The 21,028-nt window shown below is 69.6% G+C and carries 20 protein-coding genes and 1 pseudogene; 5 read left to right on the plus strand and 16 right to left on the minus strand.

Going from position 1 to position 21,028, the window contains the following annotated elements; genetic code table 11:
- Positions 1 to 6: 6 nt before the first annotated feature.
- The 5 genes from ABZV58_RS24235 to ABZV58_RS24255 are packed head-to-tail and all read right to left on the minus strand — an operon-like array spanning position 7 to position 5,007.
- Positions 7 to 1,050, minus strand: coding sequence for an NAD-dependent epimerase/dehydratase family protein (locus ABZV58_RS24235; RefSeq protein WP_355002431.1), 1,044 nt, complete (start codon positions 1,048 to 1,050; stop codon positions 7 to 9).
- Entirely contained in the window at positions 1,047 to 1,361 is a 315-nt protein-coding gene (locus ABZV58_RS24240) for a hypothetical protein (RefSeq protein ID WP_355002432.1), read from the minus strand. Before ABZV58_RS24240 ends, ABZV58_RS24235 begins: the two co-directional genes overlap by 4 nt.
- A complete protein-coding gene (locus ABZV58_RS24245; RefSeq protein ID WP_355002433.1) occupies positions 1,358 to 3,037 on the minus strand; it encodes a fatty acid CoA ligase family protein in 1,680 nt (559 codons plus the stop codon). Before ABZV58_RS24245 ends, ABZV58_RS24240 begins: the two co-directional genes overlap by 4 nt.
- Entirely contained in the window at positions 3,034 to 3,948 is a 915-nt protein-coding gene (locus ABZV58_RS24250) for a hypothetical protein (protein ID WP_355002434.1), read from the minus strand. The genes ABZV58_RS24245 and ABZV58_RS24250 overlap by 4 nt, the downstream gene beginning before the upstream one ends.
- Positions 3,949 to 3,957: 9 nt before the next feature.
- A complete protein-coding gene (locus ABZV58_RS24255) occupies positions 3,958 to 5,007 on the minus strand; it encodes a 3-oxoacyl-[acyl-carrier-protein] synthase III C-terminal domain-containing protein (protein ID WP_355002435.1) in 1,050 nt (349 codons plus the stop codon).
- A 498-nt stretch (positions 5,008 to 5,505) separates the two neighbouring features.
- On the opposite strand from ABZV58_RS24255, the gene ABZV58_RS24260 reads away from it, so the two are divergent.
- Entirely contained in the window at positions 5,506 to 6,996 is a 1,491-nt protein-coding gene (locus ABZV58_RS24260; RefSeq protein WP_355002436.1) for an NAD(P)/FAD-dependent oxidoreductase, read from the plus strand.
- Positions 6,997 to 7,088: 92 nt separating this feature from the next.
- Here the strand turns inward: ABZV58_RS24260 and ABZV58_RS24265 are convergent, their stop codons facing one another.
- Positions 7,089 to 7,745 carry a TetR/AcrR family transcriptional regulator gene (locus tag ABZV58_RS24265; protein WP_355002437.1) on the minus strand — a complete coding sequence of 219 codons (657 nt, stop codon included), beginning with the start codon at positions 7,743 to 7,745 and terminating at the stop codon, positions 7,089 to 7,091.
- A 62-nt stretch (positions 7,746 to 7,807) separates the two neighbouring features.
- The gene (locus ABZV58_RS24270) at positions 7,808 to 8,497 is read right to left on the minus strand and encodes a TetR/AcrR family transcriptional regulator (RefSeq protein ID WP_355002438.1); all 690 of its coding nucleotides are present in this window, start codon (positions 8,495 to 8,497) and stop codon (positions 7,808 to 7,810) included.
- Between the two features lie 149 nt (positions 8,498 to 8,646).
- Here ABZV58_RS24270 and ABZV58_RS24275 point away from each other — a divergent pair, with 149 nt between their 5' ends.
- On the plus strand, positions 8,647 to 10,218 hold the full coding sequence (locus ABZV58_RS24275) for a succinic semialdehyde dehydrogenase (protein WP_355002439.1): 1,572 nt from the start codon (positions 8,647 to 8,649) through the stop codon (positions 10,216 to 10,218).
- A gap of 67 nt (positions 10,219 to 10,285) precedes the next feature.
- Positions 10,286 to 11,116 (plus strand): SDR family oxidoreductase, encoded by an 831-nt coding sequence (locus tag ABZV58_RS24280; RefSeq protein ID WP_355002440.1) that lies wholly within the window; start codon positions 10,286 to 10,288, stop codon positions 11,114 to 11,116.
- 72 nt (positions 11,117 to 11,188) lie between these two features.
- Here the strand turns inward: ABZV58_RS24280 and ABZV58_RS24285 are convergent, their stop codons facing one another.
- Both ABZV58_RS24285 and ABZV58_RS24290 read right to left on the minus strand, forming a co-directional pair.
- The gene (locus tag ABZV58_RS24285) at positions 11,189 to 11,989 is read right to left on the minus strand and encodes a putative protein N(5)-glutamine methyltransferase (protein WP_355002441.1); all 801 of its coding nucleotides are present in this window, start codon (positions 11,987 to 11,989) and stop codon (positions 11,189 to 11,191) included.
- Between the two features lie 168 nt (positions 11,990 to 12,157).
- On the minus strand, positions 12,158 to 13,030 hold the full coding sequence (locus ABZV58_RS24290) for a YdcF family protein (RefSeq protein WP_355002442.1): 873 nt from the start codon (positions 13,028 to 13,030) through the stop codon (positions 12,158 to 12,160).
- 216 nt (positions 13,031 to 13,246) lie between these two features.
- Here ABZV58_RS24290 and ABZV58_RS24295 point away from each other — a divergent pair, with 216 nt between their 5' ends.
- Entirely contained in the window at positions 13,247 to 14,098 is an 852-nt protein-coding gene (locus ABZV58_RS24295; protein WP_355002443.1) for a bifunctional 5,10-methylenetetrahydrofolate dehydrogenase/5,10-methenyltetrahydrofolate cyclohydrolase, read from the plus strand.
- An 80-nt stretch (positions 14,099 to 14,178) separates the two neighbouring features.
- Here ABZV58_RS24295 and ABZV58_RS24300 read toward each other — a convergent pair whose 3' ends face one another.
- The 5 genes and pseudogenes from ABZV58_RS24300 to ABZV58_RS24320 all read right to left on the minus strand — a co-directional run bounded on the left by ABZV58_RS24300 (position 14,179) and on the right by ABZV58_RS24320 (position 17,879).
- Positions 14,179 to 14,955, minus strand: a complete 777-nt coding sequence (locus tag ABZV58_RS24300; RefSeq protein ID WP_355002444.1) for a hypothetical protein — start codon at positions 14,953 to 14,955, stop codon at positions 14,179 to 14,181.
- Positions 14,956 to 15,108: 153 nt separating this feature from the next.
- Positions 15,109 to 15,861 (minus strand): L,D-transpeptidase, encoded by a 753-nt coding sequence (locus tag ABZV58_RS24305; protein WP_355002445.1) that lies wholly within the window; start codon positions 15,859 to 15,861, stop codon positions 15,109 to 15,111.
- Between the two features lie 139 nt (positions 15,862 to 16,000).
- Positions 16,001 to 16,144, minus strand: a pseudogene (locus tag ABZV58_RS24310) (pyridoxamine 5'-phosphate oxidase family protein); the annotation flags it as partial.
- Between the two features lie 23 nt (positions 16,145 to 16,167).
- Entirely contained in the window at positions 16,168 to 17,076 is a 909-nt protein-coding gene (locus tag ABZV58_RS24315) for a hypothetical protein (RefSeq protein ID WP_355002446.1), read from the minus strand.
- A gap of 143 nt (positions 17,077 to 17,219) precedes the next feature.
- Positions 17,220 to 17,879 carry a cyclodeaminase/cyclohydrolase family protein gene (locus tag ABZV58_RS24320; protein WP_355002447.1) on the minus strand — a complete coding sequence of 220 codons (660 nt, stop codon included), beginning with the start codon at positions 17,877 to 17,879 and terminating at the stop codon, positions 17,220 to 17,222.
- 132 nt (positions 17,880 to 18,011) lie between these two features.
- Between ABZV58_RS24320 and ABZV58_RS24325 the strand changes: the two genes are divergently transcribed.
- Positions 18,012 to 19,049: an LLM class F420-dependent oxidoreductase gene (locus ABZV58_RS24325; protein WP_355002448.1), complete on the plus strand. Its 1,038-nt coding sequence runs from the start codon at positions 18,012 to 18,014 to the stop codon at positions 19,047 to 19,049.
- Between the two features lie 99 nt (positions 19,050 to 19,148).
- On the opposite strand, the gene ABZV58_RS24330 is transcribed toward ABZV58_RS24325, so the two are convergent.
- Together ABZV58_RS24330 and ABZV58_RS24335 are read right to left on the minus strand one after the other, a co-directional pair.
- Positions 19,149 to 19,487, minus strand: a complete 339-nt coding sequence (locus ABZV58_RS24330; protein WP_355002662.1) for an STAS domain-containing protein — start codon at positions 19,485 to 19,487, stop codon at positions 19,149 to 19,151.
- Between the two features lie 172 nt (positions 19,488 to 19,659).
- Positions 19,660 to 20,883, minus strand: a complete 1,224-nt coding sequence (locus ABZV58_RS24335; RefSeq protein WP_355002449.1) for a lipase family protein — start codon at positions 20,881 to 20,883, stop codon at positions 19,660 to 19,662.
- Positions 20,884 to 21,028 lie beyond the last annotated feature (145 nt).

Raw genomic sequence — 21,028 nt, forward strand, 5'->3', positions numbered from 1 at the left:
TCCGGGTCAGCGCAAATGCCTGGTCAGTTCGCGGACGCCCCCCTGAGTGTCGAGCCAGGCGAGGAAGCTCGCCAGCCCCGTGGCCCGATCCACGATCGGGCGGTAGCCGAAGTCGCGGGTGGCCGCGCCGGTGTCGTAGGTCGCCGAGCGGGTCATCAGCGCGACCGCGTAGCGGGACAGCGGTGGCGACCAGCGAGTGGACACCGCGGGAATCCGCCAGACGGCCTCGATCACGGCCACCACCGCGTCGAGCACCCGGCGGTTCGGCTGCCTGGTCGGCGGCTGGTAGCCGAGTTCGGTGGCGACCTGCCCGAGGAACTGCCACACGTTCGTCTTCTCGGCGTCGGCGATGAAATACGGCTTGCCGCCGACATTCTCGGTGTCCAGCGCCAGCACGACGGCCTCGACGATGTTGTCGACATGGCACAGCGACGCGTACACCTCGCGCCCGAACGACAGATCCGGCAGCTTGCCTTCGGCGGTGCGGCCGAGCAGTCGCACGATCGGGCCCGACCGGTCGCCCGCGCCCCAGATCGCCCTCGGCCGCAGCGCGCAGGTGGTGAAGCCCGGTGCGTTCGCGGCGAGTACGGCGCGTTCGGCCGCGGCCTTGGTCTCGGAGTAGAGATTCAGGTAGCGGCGCGGGTAGGGGAGGGACTCGTCGACGTCGAGCAGGTCGCCGCCGTGGTAGTCCATCATCGCGCTCGGGCTGGAGATGAACACGAACCGCGACGCCCCACCTCGCTTGGCCGCGTCGAGCAGCCGCTGGGTGGCGCGGACGTTCTCCTCCCAGAACTGCTCGCGGGTGCCGCGTTCGTCGACGCGCGCCGCGCTGTGCACGACCGCATCGATGCCGCCGGTCGCCTCCACCAGCGACGGCGCGTCGGTGAGATCGCCGTAGACGATCTCCACCCGCTCTCGCGCGTCGCCGAGATCGTTGAGATTGCTGGTGCGCCGCAACAGGATTCGCACATCGTGCGCTCCGTCGGCCACCAGCCGCCGCACGAGTGCGCCGCCGAGGAAACCCGACGCTCCGGTCACGAGAATCTTCATCGCTCGCCCTCTCGATGATCGCTGGATAATTCGTCGCCCGCCCCGGCGCCCAGGCTCGCGCCGTACCAGGTCAGGCCGAAGATTTGGGTCAGCACCGCGGTCTTCCAAGGGGAATGCCCGGTGCCGCGGGTGGCGCGCAGCGCGACCGGAATCTGCGCCGCGTGCACCACCACGCTGAGAAACGCGTCGATCCACCACGCGGCGCGCAGCCACCGGTTGCCCGGCGCCTGCCCGGTACGCGCCGCGATCAGACCGGCGACCAGGTAGAGCCAGCCGAGGATTGGAATCGCCCGTAGCGCGGTAGTTTTCATCGTCGTGCCTCGGCTTTCAATTGCTTGTCCGCCCACACCGCGAGCTGTTCGCGGCCGATCTTGGCGTTGTGCCGGATGTCCACCGGGAACTTCGGATGCACGAGCACATCGGCGATGGGCTTGGTGAGGTCGAATTCGGTAGCGCGGGTGCGCAATTTCATCTCGACCGCGGTGCGGTCCGCGTTCGGCTTCAGCTCGACGCACAGCACAGGCCGTTGCGCACCTCGCTCACCGACGCCGACCAGCGCCGTGCGGGCCACGCCGGGCACCGTGTTGAAGATCTGCTCGACCTGCACGGTGAACATCGGTCCGTCCGCTGTCACCACCCGCTGACTCTTGCGCCCGCAGAACCAGATTCGGCCCTGTTCGTCGATCCAGGCCAGGTCGCCGGTACGGTGCCAGATCCGCGCGCCGTCGACGATCTTGCCTTGGCGGTTCGCCTCCTCCGGCCAGTAGTACTCGGTGCTCACGTTCGGACCCGAGACGACGAGTTCGCCGACGCCCCTTGTCTTCTCGAGCTCACCCGCCAGTTCCTCGGCGTGCGCCCAGGTGGGGATCGGCGCGTCGGTGATGGCCACCAGGCGCGCCTCGACCCGGTCCGACGGCCGCCCGATGCAGGTGCCATCGCCCTGGTGTGCCCTGGCCACCAAATCACCGAGCAGTTCCCGTGATTCGATGGTGGACATGGGCAGCGCCTCGGTGGAGCCGTAGCCGGCGAAGATGCGCACGTCCTCGGCGAGTACCTCGCGCAGACCGGCGATGCACCAATCCGGTACCGGCGCGCCGCCGGAGTAGATGCTGCCGAGCGTGGGCAGCGCCGTCGGCTGCTGCTCCAGGTGGCGCAGCAGCGGGATCAGCACCGCGGGGGAGGCGAACATGGTCCGCACCCCGAACTTGGCGATGGCGTCGACCACGTGCGCCGGATCAGTCGAACCGACCTTGCTGGGAATGAGCGGCGGCAGCACGCAGCGCGCACCGAGCAGCAGATCGAGCACGCCGACCAGCGGCAGCGTGATCATCGAGGTGTCCGGCGGGACGTGGTCGCGCGCGGTGTCGACCTGCTCCACCATGGCGGCGAGATTGCCGTGGGTGAGCTGAACCGCCTTGGCCGGGCCGGTGCTTCCGGTCGTGAAGGCGATGAGCAGCAGGCTCTCCGGGGAGGCCGGGGTCCGCTGCGGCAGCGGCCGCTGCGGGCGGCGGCCCCAGTCCGCCAACCGCTCGCCGCGCCAGAACCACTGCTTGCCGACCGTGACCGCGACGCGCACGCCGCGGAAGCTGTGGCGGAACAGGACGCGCAGCGCGTGCGCCTGCGGGATGCCGATGAACGCCTCGGCGTCCACCGCGCGCAGGCAGCGCAGCATCTTGCCCACACCCATGCCCGGGTCGATGACCACGGGCACGGCGCCGATCTTCAACAACGCGAACATGATCGCGTAGAGCTCGGGGCTCGGCAGCACCAGCACGATGGTGCGGGTGCCGGTGCCGACACCCGAGGCAGTGAGCCGCTCGGCGATCGCGTCCGACCACTCGTCGAGTTCGCGATAGCTGATGTGCCGATAGGCCGGCAGGCCATCGGGATTCTTCCCCTCGGGGTAGATCACCGCTTGGCGGTCCGGCTCCGTGCGCGCGAACGCACGGAACCGGTCGATGGCCTGCCAGTAGTTCCCTTCGGTCACGCGGGCGCCCCGACGAGGGTCGGTAGCCGGTACAGCACCGCCGCCGCCGACGGACCCGCGCCCGCCGCGACGAACAGCACCCGCGTGTGCGCGCCGAGCGTCTCCTGCGCCACCGCGCGGTCGTAGGCCAGCGTCAGCGCGGCGGTGTGCGGGTCGCCGTAGGACAGGTCCGGCGTGCGCACCGAATCCCGGGCGATGCCGAGCGAATCCGCGAGCCGCAGCGGGAATTCCGCGCTCGGTGTGGAGGCGATGAGCACCGTGCCCGACAGGTCGGCGTCGCCGGCCTCGGCGAGCGCCGCCCGCGCGGTCTCCAGCGCGACCTCGAGCAGACGGTCCTCGAAGCCGGGCTCGCGCTCGACGGTCATCAGGCCGCGGCCGACGGTGCCCATGGTGGCGGTGTCGACGTAGGCCTCGATGGCCGGGGTGCCCTCGGCGGTCGCGGTGTGCACGCGGCCGAAGCCCTCGGGCTCGTCGGTGCGCTCCAGCAACAGAGCGGCACCCGCTGTGGCGTAAGGGAATTCGTCGTCGGCAACCGCGCGGGTCAGCGACGGATGGGTATCGCCGGAGACGATCAGCACGTGCTCGGCGCTGCCGGTCTCCAGGATGGAGGTGGCCACCTGCACCGCGTTGAGCACACCGATCGCGCCGTTCATCAGATCGAAGGAGAACGAGGTCGGATCGTCCTTCTGGTACTCCAGGCCGATGCCCGCCGCCTTCTGGATCAGCGCGGACACCGCCGGTTCCACGATGTTCGAATCGCGGTGCACGCCCGCGTTGATCATCACACCGACCTGCTCGGGCTGGATGCCCGCCCGATCCATCGCGCGCTTCGCGGCGCGACCGCTGTGCGTGATGATGCTGTGGGTGTCGCCCGTCCGGCTGACTCCGGTGGACTTGATACGCACGCCCATGTCGATACCTCAGACCTTCAGGGAGGAGATGGTGGTGGACAGGAAGCCGGTCACGACGCCGGAGGCCGCCGGAATCATCAGCAGTTTCGATCCCGCCGGGATGTTCTGATCGCTGAGCTGATCGTGCAGCACGATGAAATGCGAAGTGGTGGAAGTGTTTCCGTACTTGTGGATGACATTGAGGTCCGGCGGCATCGGCGTGCCGAGCTCGCGCGCGGCGATGGCGTTGGCGTACGGGACCGCCGCGGCGCCGAACTGGTGGTGGATGATGTAGTCGAACTGCTCGTCGGCGAAGGTCGTGCCCTGCTTCTCCAGGTAGCTGCCCTGGGTGTTCGGCCAGAGCATGAACCGGGCCTCGTTGTGCATCTTGCGGTTGTCGGTGTAGAGCGCGACGCCCGGGGTCCGGCCGCTGGGCATGCCGAGGCACAGGTGCGAGTGCTCCGAGGCCGTCATCATCTCGATGTAGTGGATCTTGTCGGCGTCGTCGACCGCCTCGTCCAGCACGAGCGCACATCCCGAGTCGCCGACCGACAGCGAGGCGAACTGAAGATCGTATTTCTCGGAAATCTCGTTCACCGCGGTTTCGGAGATCGGCGTAATTGCCTCACCGCTGACCACCATGCCGTTTCGGACGATGCCCGCGCGGATCATCCGATCCAGGATGTAGGTGCCGGAGAGCATTCCGGCACACGCGTTCGAAATATCGAAAGTGATCGCCTTTCGAGCGCCGACGTGCTTGGCGATCGAGGAGGCGAAAGAGGGCTCCATGTATACCCGGGTACCGTGCTTGCTGCGGGTGATCGAACTGGAGATGATCACGTCGAGATCGGCAGCGGAATACCGTGACCTGGACAGACAGTCCTCGGCGGCCTTGATGGCGAGCGCAAAGGAATCCTCGTAACTTTCCGGACGCGTATCGTGCACCCGGCGTTCCTTGATTCCTGTGATTCGCTCGAGATCGAACAACGGCGGCACTTTCAGCCGCCCGATCAGCTCCTCGGTGGTGACGATTTTCGAGGGCAGATATGCGCCGATGGATTCGAAGCGAGAATGCGACACGTGAGCTCCTGGGAATCGTTGACAGTTACGGTTCCGGATCTTCTCTGATCGTCGGTGCGACGGAACACTACCGGACAGTAACTAGAAATGGGTACGGCCCGAAATCGCGAATCCTTCTGGGACAGTTGAGCGTTCGAACTACCTGTTTCGTGCGGTATCACTAACTGGTCACCGTCCGGCTATGGCGGCTCGCTATGGTGGCCGGTAGGGGGCGCCGCACCGTTCTGACACCCGTTTCCGGGCGTGCCGCGCGACGGGGTCGAGCGGCGGCGCGGCGAAGGGCCGTTGTGACGGCGAACAATTCGCTAACGGAGCTTCGGGGTAGCTGGACGGGTCGGCGCGCGGGCGGTGTGCGGGCCCGTGTGAGTGAGTTCACTCGACGGCGCCCGCGCTTGTGCGCGGGAACCATCGGCCGATGCGCCGGGGAGCGCCGACTACGCTCGACCTATCGCGGATGCGGCGCCGCACCCGTCCGCAGGAGACCGGAGGAGCTGTGTGATGACGACCGAGACCGAGCACGTCGATGTACTCATCGTCGGGGCCGGACTGTCCGGCATCGGTGCGGCGTACCACGTGCGGCAGGCGTTTCCCGGGCGCAGCTTCGCCGTCCTGGAGAGCCGCGCGGCCCTCGGCGGGACCTGGGATCTGTTCCGCTACCCCGGAATTCGCTCCGACTCGGACATGTACACCCTCGGCTACCGCTTCCGTCCCTGGCTGGGGGACAAGGCGATCGCCGACGGCCACACGATCCTGGACTACCTGCGCGACACCGCGCGCGAGAGCGGCATCGACGAACACATCCGCTACCACCACCGTGTCGTGCGCGCCGAGTGGTCCTCGGCCGACAACCGGTGGACCGTGCGCGCCGAACGCGCCGACACGGGCGAGGTGGTCACGCTGACCACCGACTTCCTGTGGTGCTGCTCGGGCTACTACCGCTACGACGAGGGCTACACGCCGGACTTCGCGGGCACCGAGCGCTTCGCCGGTCCGATCGTTCATCCGCAGCACTGGCCGGACGAACTGGACGTGGCCGACAAGCACGTCGTGCTCATCGGCAGCGGCGCCACCGCGGTGACGCTCGGCCCCGCGCTGACCGAGCAGGGCGCGCACGTCACCATGCTGCAGCGCTCGCCCAGCTACATCATCTCCGCGCCGGAACGCGACGACCTGGCCCACCGGGCGCGCAAATGGTTGCCCGCCAAGGCGGCCTACGCGGTGGCGCGCGCGAAGAACGTGGCCATCGCGACCGCGATCTACCAGCTGAGCCAGCGCTACCCGGACCGCATGCGGGCCAGGATCCGCGGCTGGCAGCAGCGCTGGCTGCCGCCGGGCTTCGACATCGACACCCACTTCACGCCGAAGTACAACCCGTGGGATCAGCGCCTGTGCCTGGCGCCGAACGGCGACTTCTTCCGCGCCATCCGCAAGGGGCGACTCGACATCGTCACCGATCGCGTCGAGACCTTCACCGAGCGCGGGCTCGCGCTGGCTTCCGGAAACCACCTCGACGCCGACATCGTCATCACCGCAACGGGTTTGAACCTGCTCGCCTTCGGCGGCATGGAGCTCGTGGTGGACGGGACGCCGGTCGACATGGCCGATCACCTCGCCTACAAGGCGATGATGCTGTCGGGGGTGCCGAACTTCGCCTTCGTGATCGGCTACACCAACGCGTCGTGGACGCTCAAGGCGGACTTGGTCAGCGAGTACGTGGTGCGGCTGCTGCGGCACATGGACGCGCACGGCTACGACCGCTGCATGCCGGTGCGCGATCCCTCGGTCGGCAAGGCGCCGCTGTTCACCAATTTCATGCCCGGCTACGTGCTGCGCGCCGCGACCATGTTCCCGATGCAGGGCGATCGCGCGCCGTGGACACTGCGCATGAACTACGTGCGCGATCTGGTCACGTTGCGCCACGGCGCGATCACCGACGGAGCCATGCGATTCGAGCGCGCCGCGCTCCGCGACCGGGTGGCCGCCGAGTAAGGGTGCTGCTGGACGGAGTCCGTCCACGGACCACGCACGGCCGCAGTTCGGAGACCGCCGACCGACCCCGCCGCCGGACTTCGAGACAGGGACTAAGCGTCGGAAGACCTGATCGGCGCGATGGCGGTGAGCAGGCGGGCGGCGTGCTCGTCGAACCGCTCGCGCGGGACGTCGATCGTGCCGTCCAGCCACGGCCGGTACAGGTAGGCCAGCGCACCGAAGATCGCGTTCGCGTTGAGCACGCTGTCGAGGTGGTCCGGTCCGGGTTCGCGGTAGTCGCCCGCGCCGATGGTCATGGCGATGGGCGCGGTGAACAGTTCGATGAGTTCGTCGCCGCGCTGCGCGAGCACGGGGGTGGACTGCGACTCCACGAACATGATCCGGCCGCGCCGCCGATCCTCGGTCAGATAGTCGGTGAAGGCCGCGACGACGTGGCGGAACATCGCCTCGCGTTCGATCGGCGCCTCGGTCAGCGCGTCGAGCAGGTGGTCCCGCGCGCCGACGACCACCGTCTCCAGCACGGTGGTGAGCAGCGCGTCCAGATTCGGGAAGCTCTCGTAGAAGTAGCGCTCGGTCAGTCCGGCCTGCCTGCACACCCCGCGCATGGAGATCTCGGACGCGCCGACGGTCGCCATCAATTCGGCGGCGGCTTCGACGAGTTGTGTTCTGCGCGTGGCGATTCGCTCGGCGGGGGCCAGCCCGCGCCAGTTGCGCATACGGGCGAAGGATTCGTCGGAATCGGCGACCATCCCTCGATCCTCTCATGCCCGAACAGGCCCCGGCGGGGGTCGACTTCCGGCCTCGGGCCGTATCAGGGAGGCGTCGGCGCTTCGGGGAAGAGATTCGGGATGTCGAGGGCGTATTCGATGTCGGCGCGGGTGCCGAGCGTGGTCAGCAGGACGCGGATCATGGTGAGCCGCGCGGCGTCGACGGTCTCGGCGTCGGGTTCGGCGCCGGGCGCGGTGCCCGCGGAGATGCGGTAGACGACGTATTCGCAGACGTGCAGCGCGGCGTCCAGATCGAGCGGCGAGGGCACCGGCCTGCCCAGCTCGGTGAACGTCTCGCGGACGGTCGCGCGGATGTCGTCGAGCGCGCGCTCGCGATAGGCGGAGACCGGCGAGGCCGGATCGTGCAGTTCGGCGAACAGCGGGCGCAGCATGGGGCCGTGGCCGCGGGCCCAGTCCAGGTAGGCGTCGATGAGCCGGATGCCGAGCTCGACGGGTTCGTCGGTGCCGGTGAGCGCGGCGCGGATCCCGCCGACCAAGCCCTCGTTGGACGCGGCCAGCAACACGTGCAGCGGTTCGGCGGCGTTGCCGAAGTACCGGTAGAACGTCGGCCGCGCCAATCCGGCCTGCTCGATGATCTGCGCGACGCTCAGGCCGCGAGAACCGTTGCGGGTGAACACTTCCGCGGTCGCGAGCACGATCCTGGCTTTGACCTCCTCGGCCTGCTCCTTGGTCTGCGGCGGGCGGCCGCGGCGGGTCGGCGCGTCAGCGGGCATGGTGAGGCCTCACAGCTGGATGGCGGGCATGTCTGTGCTGCACAACGGAGAGCTTGACACGGGACGCGTCACGAGGATTAATCTAACACCACTGTTCAGTAAATGCTCTGGACGCGAGCATCCGAATCCGTCCCACGAGAGGGCCGACAATGACGACCGCCCCGAAGCTGGCCGAACCGGCCGCACTGCCCGCCGACCTGGTGCGGCCGCTGCTCGAGCACGCCGTCGCGGGCGGCGCCCCAGCGGTCGAGGTCTTCGCGCCCGCGACCGGGCGGTTCGTCACCGAGCTGCCGCAGTCCGGCACCGACGACATCGAGCGCGCCTTCGCCACGGCGCGGGCCGCGCAGCGCGAATGGGCCCAGCGTCCGGTGCGCGAGCGCGCCGCCGTGCTGCGCCGCTTCCACGACATCGTGCTCGCCGAGCAGGACGCCATCCTCGACATCGTGCAGACCGAGACCGGCAAGTCCCGCGCGCACGCCTTCGACGAGGTCGGCGATGTCGCGGTGAATGCCAGGTACTACGCCTCGGTCGCCGAGAAGCTGCTGGCGACCCGCAAGCCGCGCGGCGTGCTGCCGGTCCTCACCCAGGTCGATGTCCGGAACCGGCCCAAGGGCGTCGTCGCGGTGATCTCGCCGTGGAACTACCCGCTCGCCTTGGCCGCCTCCGACGCGCTGCCCGCCCTCGTCGCGGGCAACGCCGTGGTCGCACGGCCGGACAACCAGACCGCGCTGACCGCACTGTGGGCCATCGACGCCGCCGTGCGCGCCGGACTGCCGCGCGGCTTGTGGCAGGCGGTGCTGGGACGCGGTTCGGTGATCGGCGGCGAGGTCATCGCGCGCGCCGACTACGTCGACTACACCGGCTCCAGCGCCACCGGCCGCACCATCGCCCAGCAGGCGGGCGAGCGGTTGATCGGCTACTCGCTGGAACTGGGCGGCAAGAACCCGCTGCTGGTGCTGGCCGACGCCGACGTGTCCCGGGCCGCCAAAGTCGCCGTCCGCGCCTGCTTCTCCTCGGCGGGACAGCTGTGCGAATCCATGGAGCGCGTCTACGTGCACGAGGCGGTCTACGACCGGTTCGTCACCGAATTCGTCGCGAATGTGCGCTCGATCGAGCTGGGCGCGCAGCTGAACTACGCCAGCGACATGGGCTCGCTGACCTTCCAGCGTCAGCTGGACACCGTGCGCGCGCACGTCGACGACGCGGTGGCCAAGGGTGCGCGGGTGCTCGCGGGCGGCCGTGCGCGCCCCGACCTCGGTCCCTTCTTCTACGAGCCGACCGTGCTCGCCGACGTGCGCCCCGGCATGACCGTCTACCGCGAGGAGACCTTCGGCCCGGTGGTCTCGGTCTACCGCGTCGGCAGCGACGAGGAGGCCATCGAGGCGGCCAACGACACCGCCTACGGCCTCAACGCCAGCGTGTGGACCAAGGACGCGGCGCGCGGCCGGGCGGTGGCCGCCCGCATCAACGCCGGATCGGTGAACGTCAACGAGGGCTTCATCGCCGCGTGGGGCAGCGCCGACGCGCCGTCCGGCGGGCTCGGTATCTCCGGCACCGGACGGCGGCACGGCCCCGAGGGCCTGCTCAAGTACATCGACACCCAGACCATCGCGGTGCAGCGCGTGCTGCCGATCGCGCCGCTGCCCGGGATGTCGGAGGAGCTGTGGGCCAAGACCATGACGCTCTACTTCAACGTCATGAAGGCGCTGCGACAGAAGTAGGCGGCGCCGAGAAACCGCCGACGTCACGAGCGACGTCACCGGAAACGAACGCAGGGATAGGGAACGGATGAAGCTGGACACGGTCGCGGGCAAGAAGGTTCTGGTCACGGGCGCCGCCATGGGGCTGGGCAAGTTGTTCGCCGAGCGCGCGGTGCGCGAGGGCGCCGCCGCAGTGGTGCTGTGGGACATCAACGAGGTCGCGCTGAAGGGCACCGCCGCGGAACTCGCGGGCCGCGGCTCGGAGATCCACCACTACGTGGTCGACGTGTCGGATCGGGACGCCATCGCCGAGACCGCGACCGCGGTCCGTGAGACGGTCGGCGACATCGACATCCTGGTGAACAACGCGGGCATCGTGCGCGGCAACACCTACTTCTGGGAGACCGAGAACCGCGCCGACATCGACAAGACGATGGCGATCAACTCGCTCGCGCCGATGTACATCACCCTCGAATTCCTGCCCGCCATGGTGCGCGGAACCGGCCAGGCGCGGGTGCTGAACATCGCCTCGTCCGCGGGCCTGGTGGCCAACCCGCGCATGTCCGTCTACGCCGCGTCCAAGTGGGCGGCCCTCGGCTGGTCCGACTCGGTGCGCCTGGAACTCGAGCAGGCGGGCCACGACCACGTCAAGGTCACCACCGTGTGCCCGACCTACATCAACACCGGAATGTTCGACGGCGCCAAGGGTTTCTGGCTCACCCCGATCCTCGAGCAGGACGCGGTCGTCGACACCTCGTGGAACGAGATGAAGCAGGGCAACGCGCTGGTCGTGCTGCCGTGGACCTCCCGCCTCAACCGGGCGCTGTCCGGCATCCTGCCGCTCAAGCTGCGCGATCTGTTCCTCGACACGGTGGGCGTCTACCACTCGATGGACGAATTCACCGGACGTAAGAAGTAGGCCCGGACGACGAACGACCGCGCGTTCCAGGGGGACGCGCGGCCGTCCGCGGCTTGTGCCCACGGGTGACACTCAGGGACGCGTGCCGATGACGACGGTCGCGTAGTGCTCCTCGGACTCCGCGACGCGGGCGAGGAGGCCGCGCTCGGTCAGGATCTCGGTGGCGACGATCGCCTGCTCCGGGCTCGATTCGACGAGCAGGTGTCCGCCGGGAGCGAGCCAATCGGGCGCGTCGGCGACGACGCGACGGAAGATGTCCAGACCGTCGGCCCCGCCATCTAAGGCGGTGCGCGGCTCGTGGTCGCGGGCCTCGGGCGGCATGTCCGCGATGTGGTCCGAGGGCACGTACGGGGTGTTGGCGAGCAAGAGGTCGACGCGACCGCGCAGGGCGGCGGGCAGCGGCGCGAACAGGTCGCCCTCGTACACGGCCGCGCCGAGCGGAGCGAGATTGCGGCGGGCGCACTCGACGGCGGCGGGTTCGATATCGGCGGCCGACAGTTCGACCGTCTGCCCCTGGGCGATCAGCGCGGTGGCCAGCGCCATACCCAAGGCGCCGGAGCCGCAGCACAGGTCGACCACCACGGGCGTCGGCTCGATCGCGTTCGCGAGTGCGAGCGCCTCCTCGACCAGGAAAGCCGTGCGCTGCCTCGGCACGAACACACCCTGCCCGACCGCCACCCGCAACCCGCGGAATTCCGCCCAGCCCAGCAGGTGCTCGAGTGGCATCCCGGAAACCCGTTCCGCCACAAGGCCATCGATATCGCGTCCGGTCTCTTCCGCGGCATCGATCAACAGCCGCGCCTCCTGCTCGGCGAACACACACCCCGCCACCCGCAGCTGCGCCGCCACCTCGGCGACCTCCACACCAGACACCCGGCCATCCTGCCCCAGGCCCTGGCTCGAAGTCCCCTCCGGCGCCTCCGCGGCCCGGATCGCCGCCTGACCGCGTTGTCGTCGTCACCGATACAACCCCGGGTATCGGGACGAGACGTTCCGCGGCCCGACCGAGAACGTCTCGATCGGGCCGCGGGCCGCGCGTGTCTAGCGGGAGGTGGCCAGTTGGAAGGTGCGGGTGGCGTCGAGGTAGATGCCGCGCTGGGCGTGGCGGGCGGGTGGAGGGAGCTGGGAGACCAGCTGCTCGAGCGATGTCATGGCGCCGACGACGTGGGTGCCCGCGACGATGAAGTCCGCGACCGCGCGGCGAATGTGGTTGGGCGAGGTCACCACGACCGCGCTGGTGGCGCCGACGTCGCGGAGCAGCTTGCTGCTGTACAGCGCGTTCTGCACCGTCGAACCCGCGCGGTTCTCGACGTGCACGCGCGAGGCCGGGATGCCGCGCTCGACCAGCCAGTTGCGCATGGCCTCGGCCTCGGTGATCCCGTTCTGCGGGTTGCCGCCGGTCACCACGATCGGCGAGAACGGCGACGCGACGGCCTGGATCCACGCCGCGGTCAACCGGTTCACCAGCTCGGGGCGCAGCGCGCCGTCGGGCAGCAGACCGTAACCCAGCACGACGATCCCGGTCTGCGGGCCGACCAGCGCGGGCAGCGGATTGGGCAGTGTGCCGACCGCGGCGCTGATCGCGTGCAGCACGTGGCCGGTGCCCGCGGCCAGCTCGGGATCGGCGATCTGCAACCGCCCCATGGCGTCGGCGAGACCGAGCAGATCGTTGGCGTAATGCGACCAGATCGCCTGTAGCGAGAGCGCTTCGGTGTCATGGGGATCGGCGCCGATCAGCGCCCGCAGATCGGCGAGGCCCGCGCCGTCGTTGCCGTCGACGAAGTGGCGCTGGGCGGAGTTGTAGAGGGCGTCGGTTTCGGGGGACGCCTGGGCGGGCGCGCCCGCCAGGCCGGTGAGGGTGAACGTCGCGAACGCTGTCGCGACCAGGATTCTCCAATGCCTCGAGATATTCACTACAGTCGACACCTTTCCACGCGTGAAACGGGGTTTTCGGTACGTCAGCTGGCAGTTGGCCGGGCAAAGCTCTCCACACGATACGACCGGACCCCGCCGCAGCCCGGTAATTGCGTGGCCGAATCGCCCGGTCGATTCACGCGGCCGTCCGAGCTCGACCCGGCCAGCGGGTTGCTGACGGAATGCGTGCGGCCGCGCCCATTAAGCTGTCACCCCGTGGACACCCTTTCGCTGACCGGCAAGGAACTCGCCGCCGCCATCAACGCCGACACCAAGGAGCGCACCGCCGCGCTCGCCGCGGGCATACACGCCCCGCGGCTGGCCCTGGTCGTGGCCAACGACGATCCGGCCAGCGCCTGGTATGTCAACTCGCTGCGCAAGGCCGCCGAGCGGCTCGGAATCGCCTGCGAGCGTATCGATCTGGGCGCCGACGCCACCGCGGAGCAGATTCGGGAGGAACTCACCGCGCGCAGCGCCGACACCTCCTACGACGCGATCATGCTGCAGACCCCGTTGCCCGCCGGTGTCTCGCTGGACGACGTGAGCTCGGCGATCGCCGCGGACAAGGACGTCGACGGGGTCAGCCCGCTCTCGCTCGGCCTGCTCGCCGCGGGTCTGGACGGTTTCGTGCCCGCCACCTCCGAGGCCGTGGTGGAACTGCTGAAGCACCACGAGATCCCGCTGCGCGGCAAGCTGGTCGCGGTGGTCGGCCGCTCGAACATCGTCGGCAAGCCGCTCGCGCAACTGCTGCTCGCCGAGGACGCCACCGTCATCGTGTGCCATTCGCGCACGGCCGACCTCGCGGCCGTGACCGCGACCGCCGACGTGGTGGTCGCCGCCGCGGGCCGGGCCGGGCTGGTCACCGGCAAGCACGTGCGCGAGGGCGCGGTCGTCATCGACGTCGGCACCAACGAGGCGCCCGACGGCGGCATCGTCGGCGACGTGGACGCCGACTCGGTGCGCGGCAAGGCCGCCGGACTCAGCCCCGTCCCCGGCGGCGTCGGCCCGGTGACCACCGCGCTGCTCATGCGGCACGTGGTCGCGGCCGCCGAGAAACTGCGCGGCTGAGAGATGTAGGAAGCGCTGCCGTCGAACAGGGCCGCGGCACCAGTTGCCACGGCCCGCCGCGAGCGCTGTCGTACTTCGGCTCAGCCCGCCGCGGCGATACTCGTGATCAGGGTGCGGTCACCCGTCCGCGCCACGCTGACCAGCTGGGCGTTGTAGGTCATCGGGTCGCGGCCCGGCCGGTTCTCGGTGATCACCACGCGGTACTGGCCCGCGAAGGCGCCCGGCGTGATCGCGACGCAGTGCGTGGTGCCCGCGGGAATGCTGTCGATGCCGTGCTGGATAGCCGCCACCGTCGGCACCGAGGCGTTCGGCGCGACCACGGCGCGCGCCTGTTCGGCGGAGCGCGTCACGTAATACGCGTACTGGAAGGCGAAGATCGCGCCCGGCCCGGAATCGGTGCCGCCGTCGCCGTTTCCCTGGATCTTGTTGCCCACGCGCTCCGCGGGGCATCGGGTGGCGGGAGCCACCGGCTCGGCTGTCGGGACCGGGCTGTTGGCGGCGGTGGGCTGCGGTGCGGGATCGCCGCGGAAGTACAGGAACGCCGCGGCGGTCATCGCCAGCGCGGCGACGGAAGCGACGAGCGCGGGAGCCCAGCGCTTGATGGGCGGGCGCTTGGGGGAGCGGTCGATCATCCGCGCGAAGACGTCTTCCTCGGGGAAATGCGCTGGCTCCGGAACGAATTCGGCCTCGGGTTCCCATTCGGGCTCGGCCGCCGAGTCGTACGGTCGCCGCGGCACCCAGTCCGCCCACTCGCCGCGATAGTCGGTTTCGCCGTGATAGTTCTGTTCGCCGGGCCACGGCGGCGTCCCGGGCGCGGCGGGGCGCGGCATCATGCCCCGTCCGGGTCGTGTCGTCATGTCCGGTCGTTCCATCTCCCCGCCTTCATCAGGTCACGCCGTCGGGTGCATCCCACATCGAAACCAGCTCCCCGGCACGATACTGCCAGGGAACTGGCTTCCGCGAAACGTCCGGGGCGCGTCGCGAGGAGAGGAGAACCTCCGAACGCGGCCTCACCAGTGCACGTTCACCGGGTCGCCGATGCCGACCGTCTCGTAATACCAAGCGGCGTCGTCGGGCCCGAGATTGATGCAGCCGTGGCTGACGTTGGCATAACCCTGGGAGTCCACCGACCACGGCGCCGAATGCACGAAAACACCGCCCCACGTCAGACGTTCGGCGTATTCGCCGTTGATCAGGTATCCCTCCGGCGAACTCAGCGGGATGCCGATGGTGCGGGAGTCGAAGACCACCGAGCGGAACTTCTCCAGCACCGGGTAAGTGCCCGTTGGTGTTTCGAATCCGGGCTTGCCCATGGACGCGGGCATGCTCCGCACGACTTGGCCGCCGATGCTCACGGTGAACGTGTGCGCGGACATGTCGGCCTCGGCGTAAACGCCTTCGTTGGTGCGGAATTCGGTGCGGGAGTTCCCGAATCGCACGGTGATGTCGGAGCGTGCGGGCAGGAAGTCCGTCGGCGTCCAGGTGAGCTCGCGGTCGTTCGCCCACGCGAACGTGCCGTCGAGCGGGCCTGCCGAGCCGATGCTCACGAGGCGCTCGGCGCGAGCGCGGTCAGTGACCGGTGCGGCGAACTGGATGGTGACCGGGTGCGCGACGCCGACTTCCTGCCCGGCAGTCGGCGTGATCGCCGTGATCCTGTCGGCGAATGCCGGGCCGATCAGCGTCGCCGCCGCCGCGCCCGAGCCGAAGACGGCCACAGCGACGACAACGGTCGCGAGGAACAGGTTGCGAAGAACGCTCCGCATGGCTCCACCCCTTTCGAGATGGTGTGGTACGCGGAAAACTATCCTACGCCTTCATGATCAACCCGGCTTGCCGAACATGTGAGGCATGATTCCGGGGAGGTAATCATGAAACCGGTCGGTTTTTCGGCAACACCTGCTCGCCCGCGCCGCAGATCCACAGCCCGGGATTCTCGACCTCGATCGCGACCGGCACCACGTCGGGTTGCCCGTCCGGATCCACCGTCGCCAGCCTGGCCAGCGGCTGGGCGCGCAGGTAGGTGATCTCTTCCTCGGTGAACGCCACCGCGGCCTCCTCCTCGTCGTTCGCTATGCCTGCGGCGCGCCGCCGAGCGGACGGATCGGCCGGGATTCCGGCTTGGGTGTGGCCGGAGGGCGGGACATGCGCCCGCCCAGCCGTTCCTGCACCGTGAAACCGTGCGCGCGGCACCAGCGGGCCAGGGCGGCGACCGTCGCCTCGTCGTCGCGGAAGGTGGGCAGCAGTTGACCGGCGATGTGCAGGTGGTGCGCGTCGGCCGTGCGGCACAAGTGCACCAGGCCCGCAGTGCCGAGGCCCATGCCGCGCAGCGCGGGCGTGACCGTGATGCCGTCGAGTTCGATTGTGCTGGTGTGGATCTCGAATTCGATCTCGATCGGTCCCGGCCCGCTCCTGCGCAACCGCATGACATCGGAAGGAATCGGGCGCAGTTCGCCGGGCAGGTGATCGACGAGCCGCTGCCGCGCCGCCTCGGACGGCGCGAGTCGCACGGCCTCCGCCAGTCGATAGGTGAGTTCGTCGACGGACGTGCGGTCGCCCTCGGCGGCCTGCTCGCGCACGTAGGGGCAGTCACGGGCGAGGGCGCGCAGCTGCCGCGCCCACTGCGGCGCGATCATCGCGAAACGCGGCGCGACGGCGGCGATCGTCGCCTCGATCCCGACCACGCCGCTCAGCGTGGTGGTCTCCCCGCCCGAGAGCACGCCCCACGAGCGCTCGTCGGCGCCGACGCCGTGCCTGCCGAGTTCGCGACGGAGCCGGTCGAGCCGCCGTTCCGCGCGCTCGTACGGCCCGCCCGGCAGCCGGCCGAGCCACTCGGGCCTGCCGCGCAGATTGGTGCGGATGCGCAGGTCCGCCAGCGCGATGCGCGCGGCACGGTAGTTGCTCCAGGCGTGCGCGCGTCGCTCGCGCACCTGCAGCGCCGGGTCGCCGGGCGTCTCGGAGGACGGGGGAGCGTCACTCATGACCATCAACCGTAGATCCGGCCATGGTGACCCGGGAGACCCTTCGGTACGAAGGTTCGCGCATCCGCCGACACGCCGCTGGTCAGGGCCGCCACACCGGAATGTTGTCGGCGTGTCTCCTATCGGCGTGTCGCCGACGGGATTCAGCTGCGGACGACGTGCACGACCTCGGCGTGCAGGGCGTCGGCGCGCGCGGTGATCTCCTCGATGCGCAGCAACGCGGGCGCGAACTTGTCGCCCAGCGCGGCGGGCAGCGAGGCCACGTTGATCTCGATGTTGAGCTGCGAGCTGGACGCGGCGGCGCGGGCGGCGTCGGCCGCGGCGCCGATATCGGTCACGACGTTCGGGTTGCCGATCGGCAGCAGCTCCGCGGCCAGGGACAGCACCTCGTCGGCCTCGTCCACCACCGCGGCGGGGACCCGCGCGGCCTCCACCAGGGCGGCGTTGATGGCCTCGGTGCGTGCCGCGGTCTCCTCGTCGGTGTCCTTCGGCAGCTTGTACGCGGCGCCGACGGCGGTGAACGCGGCCGCGTCGGCGTCGGCGAGGGCCAGCGCGCGGTCACGGGCGGCATCGGCGGCCTCGATGATCCGGTCCACGATCGGCCGGTGCTCGGCGTCCTTCGCGCGGGTCGTGTACCGGGCGACCATGGCGATCAGCGCGGCGCCCTGCGCGGCGTGCAGCGCGGCCACCGCGCCGCCACCCGGCGCGGGGATCTTGGCGGCCAGATCGGTCAGGTACCGCGCGAGGGTGACCTCACCGAAGGAAGACGCGGTTTCCTGGGACGACGTGCTCGGCTGCGACACGGGTGGCCTTTCGTTCTTCGGCGGCGTGAACTGATGATCACGCTACCGCTTGCCGCCGCGCGCACCCTGGCCGGACCGCCGCGTCGGACAGCCGGTGCGCGGCCGGTGCAAACCTGCGGTTATGTTGAGCACATGCGGATCGGATTGGGCATCAACTACTCGGGCGGCTTCAAGGAAGCGGCGGCGGAAGTGGCCGACCTGGAACGGGCCGGACTCGACACGGTCTTCGTGCCCGAGGCGTACTCCTTCGACGCGGTCAGCGCGCTGGGGTACCTGGCCGCGAAGACCGAGCGGCTGCAGTTGGCCTCCGGCATCTTGCAGATCTACACCCGCACCCCGAGCCTCACGGCGATGACCGCCGCGGGCCTCGACTTCGTCTCCGAGGGCCGGTTCCTGCTCGGCCTCGGCGCGTCGGGTCCGCAGGTGATCGAGGGCTTCCACGGCGTGCCCTACGACGCGCCGATCGGGCGCACCAGGGAGCTGGTGGAGATCTGCCGCAAGGTGTGGCGCCGGGAACGGCTCGAGTACCAGGGCAAGCACTACCGGATCCCGCTCCCCGAAGGCGAGGGCACCGGTCTCGGCAAGCCGCTCAAGCTGATCAATCACCCGGTGCGCGAACGCATTCCGGTGTTGCTCGCGGCGCTCGGCCCGAAGAACGTCGAGCTGGCCGCCGAGATCGCCGAAGGCTGGCAACCGATCTTCTTCCTGCCGGAGCGGGCCAAGGACGTCTGGGGCGCGTCGCTGGACGCGGGTCTGGCCAAGCGCGATCCGGCCCTCGGCGAGCTGGAGGTGTTCGCCGGTCCGGCGCTGGCCATCGGTGAGAACGTGACGCCACTGCTGGAGTTCGTCAAGCCGCACCTGGCCCTGTACATCGGCGGCATGGGCGCCAAGGGCAAGAACTTCTACCACACCCTCGCCACCAAGTACGGCTACGGCGCCGAGGCGGACCGCATCCAGGAGCTGTACCTGGCGGGCCAGAAGGAAGAGGCCGCCAAGGTCGTGCCGGACGAGCTGGTCCGCGACATCTCGCTGGTCGGTCCGGCCGGTTTCGTCAAGGAACGCGTCGCGGCCTTCCGCGAGGCGGGCGTCACCGCGCTGAACGTGGTGCCGATGGCCGCCACGCCCGCCGAGCGGGTCAAGCTGATCGAGCAGCTGCGCGAGCTGGTCTGACGAAAACGACGGCGTCCCGGCCTGCGTGCCGGGACGCCGTCGCGTTCGGGTCTGGTGGTGTCGCAGCTCGGTCGAGTCGCGGCTGGGTCGCCTCGCGGCTCAGTTGGATCGCAGCGAGGACAATGCCGCCTCGAGCGTCGAGTGCAGCGCGAAGACCTGATCCAGGCTGGTCATCTTGAGCTGACGGCTGGTCGCCGGTCCGTCGGCGACCACCGCGATGGTCGTAGCCTCCCCGGCCCGCTGATGCGCCGCGACCAGCGCCGCCATCCCCGCCGAGGCGAGGAAGCTGACCGCGGTCAGGTCGATGATCAATGCCGTCGGCTTGCTCGCCAGGATGCCCTCGATCGCGGTTTCCAGTGCGGGCGCGGTCGCAAGATCGACCTCGCCGGCCACCGTGAGCACGGTCGCACCGTCACGCACTGCGACGGAGGTGGTCATCGTGTCCGCCATGGGATACGCGTCTCCGGAAGTGTTGGTCACACAAAACAATCTGCCATGAACCGCCCGATCCTGCCGCATCGTCCCGCAGATTCCGACGGTTCGCGCCGCTCGGTGGGGGCACCGAGGGCGCTTTCGTACGGGTCGACCCTACAGCAACCGCGCTATACGGTCAGGCGGGACAGTTGCTCGGCGCCTGCTCGCCCGCGAAGCGGTCGGCCGCCCACGCCGGGAAGAGTTCGGCGCCGCGAGCGACGACGCTCTCGTGGTCGAGGCCGGGGTATTCGTTGTACTCGACCGCCGAACCGGCCTTGCACAGCGCGGTGCGCTCACGGGCGGTGAGTTCGGCGGGGGTGGTGATGTCCTCGGCGCCCTGGTAGATCGTGAACGGCATGGCGCCCGCGGGACGGAAGTCGTCGGCCGCGGCCATCGCGTTCGACCAGGGAGCGCCCGGCGCCATCGCCTCGGGCTTGTAGTAGTCGCGCAGCGGCTGGGCGGCGGTCCACATGTCGAAGCAGCCGTCGGCGAGTACCGGCAGCATCTCCATCGCGTTCGGGTTCAGGAAGTCGGCGTAGCGCAGGTCCGGGTTGGCGGCCTTGATGCCGGGCAGGGTCGCGATGACATAGCCCGCGTTCTCGGGACCCTTCATCGAGTTCAGGGTCAGGTCGCGGATTCGGACCGCCGGGGCGATGAGCCCGGCGCCCATTCCTTCGAGTTCCGGCGCGTAGCCGCGGGCGATCGACTCGACGTGCATGGTGGTACCGCCGCCCTGCGACCAGCCGTACTCGACGTATCGATTCGAGGTGTTCAGTTCGGGCAGCGTGCGGACCGCACGCAGCATGTCCAGGGACGCACGGGCGTTCACGTCGCCGACCATGTAGTACGCGGGCCCGGGCAGGCCTTGGCCCGGGTAGTCGCTCATCGCGACCACATTGCCCTGGGCGAGCAGCGCTTCGATGCCGGGCACCCTGGACTCCTCGCCCGCGCCGAGGCTGCGTCGCGACGGGGCGCAGTTGTCGGCCAGTCCGGTGGTCTCGTGGTTCCACAGGATCAGGTCGCGCGGGCTGTCGGAGCGGCCGACCGGCGCGTAGATCTCGCCGGAGACGTAAGCCTTGACGCCGGGGCGGATCTCGGAGACGTAGACGACGTTCCAGCCCTGGGCGCCTGCCGGTGCGTCTGATCGTGGTTGGGCCCAGTAGATCTCGCCCGGCTCGGCATCGGCGGGCGGCTGGTCGGTGATGTCCCAGAACGTGGTGCCGGCCGGGCCTGCCTTCGCCGTCAGCTGGACCGGGGTCGCGTCGTCGTTCGAGCTGCCGCATGCGGTCAGGGAGAGGGCGGCGGCGAGGGCGAGCGCGGTGCTCACCATGCGAAACGCGCCGCGTCGGTGGCCGGTCATCTGATGCTCCTACTGGTCCGGGAATGGTGCGGGTCACAGCACATCATCGATGGGCGATGCCGCCGCGCCCGGTTTCCATTGAATGGAAGGCGGCATGGTGTCGCGGCTGGTAGCGGGGACATTCTAGGCCTCACCTACCAGCCCA

This window comes from Nocardia sp. NPDC004654, assembly GCF_040609595.1.
Classification (GTDB): Bacteria; Actinomycetota; Actinomycetes; order Mycobacteriales; family Mycobacteriaceae; genus Nocardia.

Bases quoted from the DNA above. Each gene is read 5' to 3' on its own strand.
- ABZV58_RS24235 (WP_355002431.1), bottom strand. From the start codon at position 1,050: ATGAAGATTCTCGTGACCGGAGCGTCGGGTTTCCTCGGCGGCGCACTC.
- ABZV58_RS24240 (WP_355002432.1), bottom strand. From the start codon at position 1,361: ATGAAAACTACCGCGCTACGGGCGATTCCAATCCTCGGCTGGCTCTAC.
- ABZV58_RS24250 (WP_355002434.1), bottom strand. From the start codon at position 3,948: ATGGGCGTGCGTATCAAGTCCACCGGAGTCAGCCGGACGGGCGACACC.
- ABZV58_RS24260 (WP_355002436.1), top strand. From the start codon at position 5,506: ATGACGACCGAGACCGAGCACGTCGATGTACTCATCGTCGGGGCCGGA.
- ABZV58_RS24265 (WP_355002437.1), bottom strand. From the start codon at position 7,745: ATGGTCGCCGATTCCGACGAATCCTTCGCCCGTATGCGCAACTGGCGC.
- ABZV58_RS24270 (WP_355002438.1), bottom strand. From the start codon at position 8,497: ATGCCCGCTGACGCGCCGACCCGCCGCGGCCGCCCGCCGCAGACCAAG.
- ABZV58_RS24275 (WP_355002439.1), top strand. From the start codon at position 8,647: ATGACGACCGCCCCGAAGCTGGCCGAACCGGCCGCACTGCCCGCCGAC.
- ABZV58_RS24280 (WP_355002440.1), top strand. From the start codon at position 10,286: ATGAAGCTGGACACGGTCGCGGGCAAGAAGGTTCTGGTCACGGGCGCC.
- ABZV58_RS24300 (WP_355002444.1), bottom strand. From the start codon at position 14,955: ATGACGACACGACCCGGACGGGGCATGATGCCGCGCCCCGCCGCGCCC.
- ABZV58_RS24305 (WP_355002445.1), bottom strand. From the start codon at position 15,861: ATGCGGAGCGTTCTTCGCAACCTGTTCCTCGCGACCGTTGTCGTCGCT.
- ABZV58_RS24315 (WP_355002446.1), bottom strand. From the start codon at position 17,076: ATGAGTGACGCTCCCCCGTCCTCCGAGACGCCCGGCGACCCGGCGCTG.
- ABZV58_RS24325 (WP_355002448.1), top strand. From the start codon at position 18,012: ATGCGGATCGGATTGGGCATCAACTACTCGGGCGGCTTCAAGGAAGCG.
- ABZV58_RS24330 (WP_355002662.1), bottom strand. From the start codon at position 19,487: ATGACCACCTCCGTCGCAGTGCGTGACGGTGCGACCGTGCTCACGGTG.
- ABZV58_RS24335 (WP_355002449.1), bottom strand. From the start codon at position 20,883: ATGACCGGCCACCGACGCGGCGCGTTTCGCATGGTGAGCACCGCGCTC.